The sequence below is a fragment of the Amycolatopsis sp. NPDC043887 genome (assembly GCF_056435665.1).
In genome coordinates this window covers 185,055-197,113 of sequence record NZ_JBWKEB010000015.1, presented here as the reverse complement: position 1 = coordinate 197,113, position 12,059 = coordinate 185,055, and the positions used below count along the sequence as shown (strand labels likewise).

General features: G+C 70.2%; 11 protein-coding genes. 7 read left to right on the top strand and 4 right to left on the bottom strand.

Annotated elements, in window-relative coordinates; translation table 11 throughout:
• Positions 1–83 precede the first annotated feature (83 nt).
• Genes hutH through hutI form a run of 5 tightly spaced genes read left to right on the top strand, consistent with a single transcriptional unit; the run spans position 84 to position 6,891 of the window.
• Positions 84–1,610, top strand: a complete 1,527-nt coding sequence (gene hutH / locus AC069H_RS33630) for a histidine ammonia-lyase (protein ID WP_478226759.1) — start codon at positions 84–86, stop codon at positions 1,608–1,610.
• A 4-nt stretch (positions 1,611–1,614) separates the two neighbouring features.
• Positions 1,615–3,267, top strand: a complete 1,653-nt coding sequence (hutU, locus tag AC069H_RS33625; RefSeq protein WP_478235019.1) for a urocanate hydratase — start codon at positions 1,615–1,617, stop codon at positions 3,265–3,267.
• Complete coding sequence (locus AC069H_RS33620; RefSeq protein WP_478235018.1) at positions 3,264–4,460, top strand: allantoate amidohydrolase; 1,197 nt, start codon at positions 3,264–3,266, stop codon at positions 4,458–4,460. The genes hutU and AC069H_RS33620 overlap by 4 nt, the downstream gene beginning before the upstream one ends.
• Positions 4,457–5,761: a formimidoylglutamate deiminase gene (locus AC069H_RS33615; protein WP_478235017.1), complete on the top strand. Its 1,305-nt coding sequence runs from the start codon at positions 4,457–4,459 to the stop codon at positions 5,759–5,761. Before AC069H_RS33620 ends, AC069H_RS33615 begins: the two co-directional genes overlap by 4 nt.
• Positions 5,749–6,891 carry an imidazolonepropionase gene (gene hutI / locus AC069H_RS33610; RefSeq protein WP_478235016.1) on the top strand — a complete coding sequence of 381 codons (1,143 nt, stop codon included), beginning with the start codon at positions 5,749–5,751 and terminating at the stop codon, positions 6,889–6,891. The genes AC069H_RS33615 and hutI overlap by 13 nt, the downstream gene beginning before the upstream one ends.
• Here the strand turns inward: hutI and AC069H_RS33605 are convergent.
• From AC069H_RS33605 to AC069H_RS33595, 3 genes are read right to left on the bottom strand one after another with little or no spacing between them, the layout of a single operon-like run.
• Positions 6,854–7,621, bottom strand: a complete 768-nt coding sequence (locus AC069H_RS33605; protein WP_478226764.1) for a hypothetical protein — start codon at positions 7,619–7,621, stop codon at positions 6,854–6,856. The two genes, hutI and AC069H_RS33605, sit on opposite strands and share 38 nt — an antisense overlap.
• A gap of 6 nt (positions 7,622–7,627) precedes the next feature.
• Positions 7,628–8,377, bottom strand: coding sequence for a hypothetical protein (locus AC069H_RS33600; RefSeq protein WP_478226765.1), 750 nt, complete (start codon positions 8,375–8,377; stop codon positions 7,628–7,630).
• Positions 8,374–8,583, bottom strand: a complete 210-nt coding sequence (locus AC069H_RS33595; protein ID WP_007034335.1) for a hypothetical protein — start codon at positions 8,581–8,583, stop codon at positions 8,374–8,376. Before AC069H_RS33595 ends, AC069H_RS33600 begins: the two co-directional genes overlap by 4 nt.
• Before the next feature lie 115 nt (positions 8,584–8,698).
• Between AC069H_RS33595 and AC069H_RS33590 the strand changes: the two genes are divergently transcribed.
• Both AC069H_RS33590 and AC069H_RS33585 read left to right on the top strand, forming a co-directional pair.
• Positions 8,699–10,303: a sensor histidine kinase gene (locus tag AC069H_RS33590; RefSeq protein WP_478235040.1), complete on the top strand. Its 1,605-nt coding sequence runs from the start codon at positions 8,699–8,701 to the stop codon at positions 10,301–10,303.
• The gene (locus AC069H_RS33585) at positions 10,278–10,952 is read left to right on the top strand and encodes a response regulator transcription factor (protein WP_478226766.1); all 675 of its coding nucleotides are present in this window, start codon (positions 10,278–10,280) and stop codon (positions 10,950–10,952) included. The genes AC069H_RS33590 and AC069H_RS33585 overlap by 26 nt, the downstream gene beginning before the upstream one ends.
• Here the strand turns inward: AC069H_RS33585 and AC069H_RS33580 are convergent.
• The gene (locus AC069H_RS33580; protein ID WP_478235015.1) at positions 10,897–12,018 is read right to left on the bottom strand and encodes an FAD-dependent monooxygenase; all 1,122 of its coding nucleotides are present in this window, start codon (positions 12,016–12,018) and stop codon (positions 10,897–10,899) included. The two genes, AC069H_RS33585 and AC069H_RS33580, sit on opposite strands and share 56 nt — an antisense overlap.
• Between the last annotated feature and the right edge of the window lie 41 nt (positions 12,019–12,059).

The following is a 12,059-nucleotide window of genomic DNA, read 5'->3' as shown; positions in this document are numbered from 1 at the left end:
TCCCACCGTGAGTGTCTTGGATACCAGACACAACCACCGGTTGGCGCCGCCCACCAGCGGGCATGGCGTTGTCCAATGGGGCTATGCCGGAAACCGTACTTCTGGGCTCCGAACCGCTTCGGCCCGAACAGGTCGTCGCGGTCGCCCGTGACCACTCGCCCGTCGCGGTCAGCGAAGCGGCCGAGAAGAACCTCGCCACGACGCGTCAGCACATCGACAACCTCGCTCACGCCGAGACGCCGACGTACGGCGTTTCGACGGGCTTCGGGGCGCTCGCCACTAGGCATATCCCGCTCGAGAGCCGCACCGCGCTCCAGCGGTCGCTGATTCGGTCGCATGCGGCGGGCGCGGGCCCGGTCGTGGAGACCGAGGTCGTGCGCGCGCTGATGCTGCTGCGCCTCCGCACTCTCGCCAGCGGGTACACCGGCATCCGGCCGCAGACCGCGCAAGCGCTTGCGGCCCTGCTCAACGCCGGGATCACCCCGCTCGTTCACGAGTACGGCTCCCTCGGCTGCTCCGGTGACCTCGCGCCTCTCGCCGCTGTCGCGCTCGCGCTGATGGGAGAGGGCGAAGTCGAGTACAACGGCGAAGTCGTTCAGGCGGGCGTAGCGCTGAAGCACGCTGGCATCGAGCCGGTCGTTCTCGCGGAGAAGGAGGGCCTCGCCCTCACGAACGGGACCGACGGCATGCTCGGCATGCTCCTGCTGGCCGCGGCCGACCTTCGCAAGCTGCTCGACACCGCCGACATCACCGCGGCGATGAGCGTCGAAGCGCTCCTCGGCACCGATCGCGCCTTCGCGGCCGACCTCCAGGCGCTGCGCCCGCATCCAGGCCAGGCGCTGAGTGCCCAGCGGATGTGGACGGCGCTTCAGGACTCGAAGATCGTCGAGAGCCACCGCGGCCCCGATTGCAACCGCGTCCAGGACGCGTACTCCCTCCGCTGCGCGCCCCAGGTGCACGGCGGAGCCCGCGACAGCCTCACGCACGCCGAACTCGTCGCCGAGCGTGAGCTTCACTCCGCGGTCGACAACCCGGTCGTGCTGTCCGACGGCCGCGTCGAGTCGAACGGCAACTTCCACGGCGCCCCGGTCGCGTACGTGCTCGACTTCCTCGCGATTCCGCTCGCGGACGTCGCCAGCATCGCCGAGCGTCGCACGGACCGCATGCTCGACAAGGCCCGCTCGCACGGCTTGCCGCCGTTCCTCGCGTTCGACCCCGGCGTCGATTCCGGCCACATGATCGCCCAGTACACGCAGGCGGCCGTGGTCAGCGAGCTCAAGCGGCTCGCGGTGCCGGCGTCGGTCGATTCGATCCCGAGCAGCGCCATGCAGGAGGACCACGTCTCCATGGGCTGGTCCGCCGCGCGCAAGCTGCGCAAGGCGGTCGAAGGCCTCAACACCGTCCTTGCCATCGAACTGCTCACCGCCGCGCGCGCACTCGACATGCGCGCGCCCCTGGTCCCGTCGCCGGTCACCGGCCGGGTCCGGGATCTCGTCCGCACCAAGGTCGAGGGCCCCGGCCCCGACCGTCATCTGGCGCCGGAGATCGCCGCCGCCGAAGAACTCGTCGCGTCGGGTGCCGTCCTCGCCGCGGCCCAACTGGAGGTCTGAGCCCATGACCCGCACGGTCCGTGCCGCCCGAGGCACCACGCTCACCGCGAAGAACTGGCAGACCGAAGCCGCGCTGCGGATGTTCCACAACAACCTCGACCCCGAGGTCGCCGAGCGCCCGGAGGACCTGGTCGTCTACGGCGGCACCGGCAAGGCCGCCCGCAACTGGGCCAGCTTCGACGCGATCACCCGCGAACTGACCGGTTTGGAGCAGGACGAGACGCTGCTCGTCCAGTCCGGCAAGCCGGTCGGCGTGTTCCGCACGCACGAATGGGCGCCGCGCGTGCTCATCGCGAACTCCAACCTCGTCGGCGACTGGGCGACGTGGCCCGAGTTCCGCCGCCTGGAGGCGCAGGGCCTGACCATGTACGGCCAGATGACCGCGGGCTCCTGGATCTACATCGGCACGCAGGGAATCCTGCAGGGCACGTACGAGACTTTCGCCGCCGTCGCGAAGAAGCGCTTCGGCGGCAGCCTCAAGGGCACGCTCACTGTCACCGCCGGTCTCGGCGGCATGGGTGGCGCGCAGCCGCTGGCCGTCACGATGAACGACGGTGTCGCGCTCGTCATCGAATGCGACCCGCAGCGCGCCCACCGCCGTGTCGAGACCCGCTACCTCGACGAGGTCGCCGACGACCTCGACGACGCGATCCGCCGGGTGGAGGCCGCGAAGAAGGAGAAGCGCGCGCTGTCCGTCGGCGTGGTCGGCAACGCCGCCGAGGTGCTGCCCGAACTGCTTCGCCGCGGCGTAGAGGTCGACATCGTCACCGACCAGACCTCCGCGCACGACCCGCTTTCCTATCTGCCCAAGGGCGTCAGCGTCGACGAGTGGCAGGACTACGCGGACAAGAAGCCCGACGAGTTCACCGAGCGCGCCCGTGAATCGATGGCAGAGCACGTCGAGGCGATGCTCGGCTTCCTCGACAAGGGCGCCGAGGTCTTCGATTACGGCAACTCCCTGCGCGGCGAGGCGAAACTCGGCGGCTGCGAACGGGCCTTCGACTTCCCGGGGTTCGTGCCCGCCTACATCCGCCCGCTCTTCTGCGAGGGCAACGGCCCGTTCCGCTGGGCGGCGCTGTCCGGTGACCCCGAGGACATCGCGGCGACCGACCGCGCGATGCTGGAACTGTTCCCGGAGAACGAATCCCTCGCGCGCTGGATCCGGCTGGCCGGTGAACGCGTCGCGTTCCAGGGCCTTCCGTCGCGGATCTGCTGGCTCGGCTACGGCGAGCGGCACCTCGCGGGCCTGCGGTTCAACGAGATGGTCGCCAGCGGTGAGCTGAAGGCGCCGGTCGTCATCGGCCGCGATCACCTCGACTCGGGCAGCGTCGCCTCGCCGTACCGCGAGACCGAGGGCATGGCCGACGGTTCCGACGCGATCGCCGACTGGCCGCTGCTGAACGCACTGGTCAACACCTCGTCGGGCGCCAGCTGGGTGTCGATCCACCACGGCGGCGGCGTCGGTATGGGCCGGTCCATCCACGCGGGCCAGGTCAGCGTGGCCGACGGAACCCAGCTGGCCGCGCGGAAACTCGAACGTGTGCTCACCAACGACCCGGGCATGGGCGTCATCCGGCACGTCGACGCCGGGTACGACCGCGCCGCCGAAGTCGCCGACGAGCGCGGCGTGCGCGTGCCGATGCGGGACGCCGAGTGACCGCGTCGTCGCTGCTGGAGGAGATTTCGGACGTCGGCCGCGACCCGAAGCGGGGCGGCTACTCCCGCCACGCCTTCGACGCGGCCGAAACCGAGCTGCGCGCGTGGTTCGTCGAGCGTGCCGGGCGGCTGGGCCTGGGTGTCGAGACCGACCGCAACGGCAACATCTGGGCCTGGTGGGGCACACCCGGCCCGGACGCGGTCGTCACCGGGAGCCATCTCGACTCGGTGCCCGGCGGCGGCGCCTTCGACGGCCCGCTCGGTGTCGCGAGTGCGCTCGACGCGGTGGAGATCTTGCAGGCCCAAGGATTTCGTGCGGCGAAGCCGTTCGCCGTCGTGGTCTTCGCCGAAGAGGAGGGCGGCCGGTTCGGTGTGCCGTGCCTCGGCTCGCGTCTGCTGACCGGGACCATCGACGCGGACAAGGCGCGGAGCCTGCGCGACCCGGACGGTGTCACGTTCGCCGAAGCGGCGGCGAAATCCGGCCTCGATCCCGAGCGGGTCGGCCGGGACCCCGAGCGGCTCGGGTTGATCGGGCGGTTCCTGGAACTGCACGTGGAGCAGGGACGCGGGCTGATCGACCTCGGCTCGCCGGTCGCCGTCGGCAACACGGTGATCGCGCACGGGCGGTGGCGATTCTCCTTCCAGGGGCAGGGAAATCACGCCGGCGCGACATTGATCGGCGATCGTCGCGACCCGATGATCCCGGCGGCCGAGACCGTGCTCGCCGTGCGGAAACTGGCGAAGGCCACCGCCGACGCGAGGGCGACCGTCGGCAGGCTCGTGCCCACTCCCGGCGGGACCAACGTCATCGCGTCCACTGTGGACTTGTGGCTGGACGCGAGGGTGCCGGGTGCGGATACGCCCGAGCTGGTCGCCGAGATCGCGAAGCTGGCCGAAGACGCGGCAGGGCAGGAAGGCTGCCGCGTCGAGGTCAGCAGGGAGTCGTACTCGGACGACGTGATCTTCGACGACGCGTTGCGCCGTGACCTGGGCACCTGGCTGGGCGGGCCGCCGGAACTGCCGACCGGCGCCGGGCATGACGCCGCGATCCTCGCCGGGTTCGTCCCGTCCGGGATGCTCTACGTGCGCAACCCCACCGGCATCAGCCATTCGCCGGAGGAGTTCTCCGAGGCGGAGGACGTCGACCACGGGGCTCGCGCGCTCGCGGACGTCCTGGAGAAACTGTCGACATGACGACATATTGGTGTGAACGTGCCTGGCTGCCGGACGGGATCGCCGATGCCGTCCGGATCGAGATCGACGGCGGCGAGATCACTTCGGTGACGGCGAAAGCGCCTCGCGAAGGAACTGTCCTCAATGGACTCACTTTGCCGGGGTTCGCCAACGGGCATTCGCACGCGTTCCACCGTGCGCTGCGCGGCCGGACGCACCACGATCGCGGAACCTTCTGGACGTGGCGCGAGCGGATGTACTCGCTCGCGTCGCGGCTCGATCCGGATTCGTACTACCGCCTGGCGCGCGGCGTTTACGCGGAGATGGTGCTGGCCGGGTACACAAGCGTCGGCGAGTTCCACTACCTGCACCACGCGCCGGGCGGAAAGCCTTACGTAGAGCCGAACGCGATGGGTGAGGCGCTGCGGCAGGCCGCCAGGGACGCCGGAATCCGGCTGACGTTGCTCGACACGTGCTACCTCGCGGGCGGTATCGGGGTGGAACCCGACGAGGTGCAGCAGCGGTTCTCCGACGGGACAGCCTCGAAGTGGGCGCAACGAGCCGGCGAATTGCGGGAGGATGAGACGTTCCGGGTTGGAGGCGCGATCCATTCCGTGCGTGCCGTTCCCGAAGATCAACTGTCCGAAGTGGACAACGGGACGCCCGCGGATCGGCCGCTGCACATCCATCTTTCGGAGCAGCGAGCCGAGAACGAGCAGTGCGTGGCGGCCTATCACTGGACTCCGACGGGGCTGCTCTGGGACAACGGCGTGCTCGGCGAGCGGCTCACGGCGGTGCACGCGACGCACCTGACGCCGGGCGATATCCAGTGGCTCGGCGAGGCCGGTAGCCGTGCCTGCTTCTGCCCGACGACCGAACGGGATCTCGGTGACGGCATCGGCCCCGCGCGGACGCTGCTGGACGCGGGGGTGCGGCTGTCGCTCGGCAGCGACAGCAACGCGGTCGTCGACGCGTTCGAGGAGACCAGGGCGCTGGAACTGAACGAGCGGCTCGCCAGCGAGAAACGCGGCCGGTTCACCGCGGAGGAACTGCTCGCGGCGGCGACGGATCACGGCGCGGTCGGCTGGGACGAGGTCGGCGAGCTGGCTCCGGGCGCGGGCGCGGACCTGGTGACGGTCGGCCTCGGTTCGGTGCGGACCGCGGGGATCGAGCCGTCCGGGGTGGTCTTCGCCGCCGCCGGCGCGGACGTCCGGGACGTCGTCGTCGCGGGGCGCGAGATCGTCCGCGACGGCGCGCATCAGCTGATCGACCGGCCGGAAACGGTCTTGGCCAAGGAGATCGAGGCATTGTGGCAGTCCTGATCACGGGAATCGGCGAACTCACCACGAACGACGCCGAACTGGGCAAGCTCCGCGACGCGGCCGTCGTCGTCGACGGCGAAACGATCGCCTGGGTCGGCGCGGCCGCGGACGCGCCCGACGCGGACGAGCGGGTCGACGTCGAAGGTCGCGCGGTGCTGCCCGGCTGGGTGGACAGCCACACGCACCTGGTCTTCGCCGGGGACCGGACCGCCGAGTTCGAGGCGCGGATGGCCGGGAAGGCGTACAACGCCGGAGGGATCGCGGTCACCGTCGACGCGACGCGGTCTGCGTCCGACGAGCAGCTGGCGGCGAATCTGCGGCGACACGTCGACGAAGCGGCGAGGCAGGGCACGACCTGTCTGGAAACGAAGACCGGATACGGGCTCAACGTCGAAGACGAGGCGCGTTCCGCGCGGATCGCCGCCGAGGTGGCCGACGAGGTCACGTTCCTCGGCGCGCATCTGGTGCCGCCGGGCGTGGACGCGGAGTCCTATGTGGACTTGGTATGCGGCGACATGCTCGACGCCGTCGCGCCGCTCGTGCGGTGGGCGGACGTGTTCTGCGAGACCGGCGCGTTCGACGAGGCGCAGTCCGGGCGGGTGCTGAAGGCGGCGCGGGAACGCGGGCTCGGGCTCCGGCTCCACGGGAACCAGCTGGGGGAGGGCCCGGGTGTGCGGCTCGCCGTCGAGCTAGGGGCAGCGAGCGTCGACCACTGCACGTACCTGAGCGAAGCGGACGTCGAGGCTCTCGCTGCTTCGGACACCGTGGCGACCTTGCTGCCGGCGTGCGACCTGTCGACCCGGCAGCCGCTGGCGCCGGCGCGGCGGCTCCTGGACGCGGGGGCGACGGTCGCGCTGGCCAGCAACGCGAACCCGGGCAGCTCGTACACGACGTCGATGGCGTTCTGCGTCACGACCGCGGTGCTGCAGATGCGGATGACGATCGACGAGGCGGTGTGGTCGGCGACGGCGGGTGGCGCTCGCGCGTTGCGGCGTGACGACGTGGGTTTCGTGCGGCCGGGGGCGCGTGCCGATCTTCACGTGCTGGAGGCGCCTTCGACGACGCACCTCGCCTACCGGCCGGGAGTTCCGCTCACGTCGTCGGTGTGGCGTCGGGGGATCCGGTTGTGAGCGCATGTTCGAACTTGCGGTTCGGCCCGAGAATCCAGACCTTCTTGGGATCGAGGTAGGTGATCAGGTCGATCAGGGCATTGTGGACGGTGGTGAGCCGCGCGGCGCCTTCCTCGGGGTACTTCAGGATTTTGGTGGTTTCTTCGAGCAACGGGGTGAACCATTCGGCGAATTCGGCGTCGTCCCGGTACTTGCGCCGGAACTGGACGTAGCCGAGACACCGGGGGCGTTCCGGGCTGTCCGGGTCGATCATCAGTTCGCCGATGGCCTGTTGCTCACCGCCCAGGAGCAGGAACACGCGGGCGTCGCTCGGCTCGGTGTGCCCGGACAGTGCCGCCTTGACCGCGCCGAGATGACGCATCAGCCGCCGGTTCCTGCTCCGGCTGCCCATGTCCAGGAAATGGGCCTCCTGCTGCAGGATCTGCACCCAGCCGAGGTAGGCGGAAAGCCGGTAAAGGCTCTCGTAGCGGTTGTACTCGTCCTGGCGATCGGTCCCCGGCGCTGCTTGGTGGACCTCTCTGCCCGACAGCAGGTCGATTCCGTTCCGCAACCGCGAAGCCAGTGACGCCGCCGACTGCAGCAGCGGATCCCGGTACCGGCTGACCAGGTCCCGGCGATGTTGCTCGCGGTCGGTCCGCCGCCTGCGTGCCTCGAACATCCCGCCGAGCACGGCGGTCAGCACCGCGCCGGTCACCGAGACCACCGCGGAGATCACCGAAACGTTGTTCACTTCGCGCTACCGGATGGTCTCTTCGACGCGGACGCGCAGCTTCGGCGGGAGTTCGCCGAGCAGATGAGACCATTGCTCCACCCGCTTCTCGCTCAGATGGGTGAGCAGGTCGAGCACCGGAGCCCACAGGTCCTCGTCGGCGGCCGCGACCTGGAGGAGGCCGCGGAACCGGGCTTCGGGGAGCAGCCCGAGGACGTGATCGATCCGGCTCTTGTCGTCGAGGACGAACGCGATCCGGATCAGCGCGTCGTCGCCGATGACGGCCAGCGCCCGGCGCACCGTCGGATCGGGAAGGTGGCCGACGAACCGGCCGACGGTGATCCAGTCCTCGCGGCTCACCAGTTCGACGGCGACCGCGACGACGGTGTCGAGCGGGATCCTGGCGATGATCGCGCTCGCACGGCGCGGGTCCAGCTCGGCCGCGACGTCGGCCAGGAAGGGCGGCTTCAGCCGCTTCGCGACGTCGACGCCCCGGGAGACGTCCACCAGCCCGGCGATCCGCGCGCACAGAAGCGGGCCGAAGACCTTCTCGGCGATCTTCGCGAGGATCGGGCTCGGAACGAGTTTGCTCGCCATCGCCATCCGCTCGAGGGCGGCGAGGTTGGCGTCGAACAGCGTGTCCGTCACCTGTTCGCGGAACGCCTGGAGTTCGGCGGGGTCCACTTTCTCCAGGTACGAGAGCCGCTCCGGGGTGGTGCCCAGGACGCGGGCGAGTTTGAGGATCTCCGCCTGCGCGGCGAAGTTTTCGGTGGTCACAGGCCCACCACCTTGCGAACTGTGCCGCGCAGCAGCGCGGGTACGTACTTCAGACCCTCTTCGCCCGCTTCGGCCAATGCCTTGGCCTGGCGGTGGCGCGCGTCGCGCAGCGCGTCGGAGAGGTCCTGCTTCTCGTTGTCGGCCAGCGCTTCGATGCCTGCCGGGACAGGACCGCCTAGCTGACCGGTGAGTGTGCGCTCGGCCATGGTCGATCATCATGCCTCATCGGACGCGGGAAGCAGGGGACCTTTACTTTCGTCCATGGCGGACCGCTCGTCACGGCTTGTAGCGTCCTGATCTGTGAAGGAAGCGGAGGAGCCCGTGCGGCGGGGGCGTCGGCTGATCATGGACGTCGCGCTGTGGCTCGGCCTCTGCGGCTGGGTGGTCATCGACGCCGGATCCAGCACGAAGCACTGGGAACTGCTCTTCGGGCTCTCCGCGACCACGGCCGCGATCGCGGTGTCGCGCCGGTACCCGCTGGTCTCCCTCGCCATCGCCATGATCGCGAGCTTCATCGTGCTGGGCAGCTTCGGTGGCCGGGTGCCGATCTGGGAAGGCTTCGTCCTCGTCGCGGTGAGTTACCTCGCCGGCTACCGGCAGCCGGTCGCGAAGCCGATGTTGCGCCTTTTCGCCGTCGTTTCGGTGCTGGCGGTGCCCGTCGCACTGCTGTGGAGCAAGGACGGGTTCGCGTCCTGGGGTGCGCTGCTCGGCGTCCTGGTCTTCGCGGGGGTGACGCCCTGGCTGCTGGGCAGGTACGTCCGGCAGCGCGAGGACATGGCGCGTGACGGCTGGCGCCGCGCCGAGGAGATGGAGAGCCGTCAGCGGCTCATCGCGGACCGCGCGCGGCTTCGCGAACGGACGAGGATCGCCAGCGACATGCACGATTCGCTGGGCCACGAGCTGAGCCTCATCGCGGTGCGCGCGGCGGCGCTGGAAGTCGCGGGCGGCCTCGACGAGCAGCAGCGGCAGGCCGCGGGCGAACTGCGGCAGAGCGCCGCGACGGCGACCGAACGGCTGCGAGAGATCATCGGGGTCCTGCGCGAGGACGACGCGCCGACCGAGCCGGTGCACGAGAGCATCGACGAACTGCTCGACCGGACAAGGGCGTCGGGTGTCCTGATCGAGTCCTCTGTGGACGCCCGGCTCGACGGGGAACCGCAGATGGTCGACCGCGCCGCGTATCGCGTGGTCCAGGAATCGGTCACGAACGTGGTGAAACACGCGCCGGGTGCCGCGGTCACGGTCCGGGTCACGCGGTCCGAGGGCCGGACGGATGTCGTGGTCACCAACGCCGCGCCGCCCGCGGGGCCGTTGCCGGGCCGGGCTTCGGGCAGGCGCGGGCTGATCGGCCTGCGCGAGCGGGTCCGGCTGGTCGGCGGGACCCTGCGCGCGGGACCGCGTGACGGCGGATTCGAGGTCAGCGCGACCCTGCCGCACGACGCCGCACCGTCGGAGGAATCGCCCGAGAGTCAGGCGGCGATGGACGCCGAGGTCGGGCAGTCGATGTCGGCCAGGGAGCTGGAACGCGCCCGCCGTGACGTCCGGCGCAGCCTGATCCAGGCGATCGTCGTGCCGATCGGGCTGTTCGGTTTGGTGGTCGGGATCAGCGGGGTGGTGTTCCTCGTCCAGTGGTACGGCTCGGTCCTCGCCGGTGGCGAGTACGACCGGATCCGGATCGGCCAGACGCGGGCGGAGATCGCGTCCGTCCTGCCCGGCAGCCAGCGGATCGCCCGGCCGCGCGTGGTGGAACCCCCGGTACCGGCGGGGGCGACCTGCGAGTATTACGGCACCGAGCGCACCGTGTTCAACTTGAACTACGAGGCCTACCGGCTGTGCTTCGCCGACGGGAAACTCGTGGCGAAGGACGTGATCAGCGAAGACGAGCAAAGGGGGAACCCGGATGATCCGGGTCGTGCTGGCCGATGACGAGGCGATGATCCGCGCCGGGGTGTCGGCGATCCTGGCCGCGGACGCCGGGATCGAGGTGGTCGCGGAAGCCGAGGACGGGCGCGCCGCCGTCGAGCAGGCCCGCGCGACCAGGCCGGACGTCGTGCTCCTCGACATCCGGATGCCGGTCATGGACGGGCTCAAGGCGGCCGAAGAGATCCGCCGGTTGCTGCCCGAGGTGGGCGTGATCATGCTGACCACGTTCGGCGAGGACGCCTACATCGAACGCGCGCTCGGTCTCGGCGCGAGCGGTTTCCTGCTGAAATCCGGCGATCCTCGTGAACTGCTCGGCGGGATCCACGCGGTCGCGGGTGGCGCGGCGTTCCTTTCGCCGAAGGTCGCGCAGCGGGTCATCGCGCGCTTCTCCGGCAACCAGGTCTCCCGCGCCGAAGAGGCGAAGGCGCTGATCGGCAAACTGACGCCGCGTGAGCAGGAAGTGCTGGCGCTGCTCGGTTCCGGACTGTCCAATGCGGACATCGCCGCGAAGCTGTTCGTGGTCGAGGGCACGGTGAAGGCCTACGTCAGCACCATCCTCAACCGGCTCGGCGCGCGGAACCGGGTGCAGGCGGCGATCACCGCGTACGAGGCGGGGCTGGTCGGCGGGGGACCGGAGGGGTCCAGCCGCTGACGCCGGCGCCGATGCGGGCGGTGAGCGCGCCGGGGAGTAGCCGGAACACGCCGTTGCGGACGGCCACGGCGAGCGGATTGCGCAGCTGCGGGCCGATTCTTCCGGCCTGGACCGAGGCTTTGACCACCGATTGGCTGCGCGGGCGGCGCTGTTCGTCGTAACTCTTCAGTGCCGCGTCGACGTCTTCGTTGCTACTGAGCGCCGCAGCGAGAACGACGGCGTCTTCGATCGCCTGGCAGCCGCCTTGGCCGAGGAACGGCGGCATCGCGTGGGCCGCGTCGCCGAGGAGCGCGACGCGGCCTTTGACGTAGGTGGGCAGGGGAGTGCCGAGCAGGCAGAGATCGTGGTGGAGCAGCGTCTCGGGCGCGGTCGCCTCGATGAGCTCGGGAATCGGTTCGTGCCAGCCGCCGAAGCGGTTTCGCAGATACGACTTCGGGTCCTCGTGACGGACGCCCGCTTCGGCGACGTAGCTCGCCCACCAGTAGACGCGGCCGTCGTGCAGCGGGATGACCCCGATCTCGGCTCCGTCGTCCCAGCTCGTGCTGAGTTCCGTCGGGTGAGGGAGGGTGGTCACCGCGCGGTAGGCCGTGCTGCCGCTGTAGACCGGTTCGGGATGCCGTGGCCAGAGTTGTTCGCGGGCCGTGCTGTGGATTCCGTCCGCGGCGATGATGACGTCGGCGTCGAGATCGTCGAGGTTCGTGACCTCGACGCCGGTGCGGACGCAGCCGTCGGGGAGGGCGTCGCGGAGCGCGCCGATGAGATCCGCGCGGTGGATGGCGGCGAGCGGGCGCCCGTGGTGACGGCGGAACGCCTCGGCGTCCCATCGGGTGATGCGGCGGCCGTCGCGGTCGTGGAGACCGCCGGAGGATTGTTCCTGTTGTCCGGCGAGGCGGACGCCCAGCGTTTCGAGTGACCGCAGGGCGTTCGGCCACAGGGAGATGCCCGCGCCGACGGCGGTGAGCTCCGGCGCCTGTTCGAGGACAGTGACCTCCCAGCCGATGCCGTGCAGTCCGATGGCGGCGCTCAGCCCGCCGATTCCTCCGCCGATCACGATCGCTTTGCGCATGTCGACCTCCTCTACAACTGTAGAGTACTACTACACTTGTA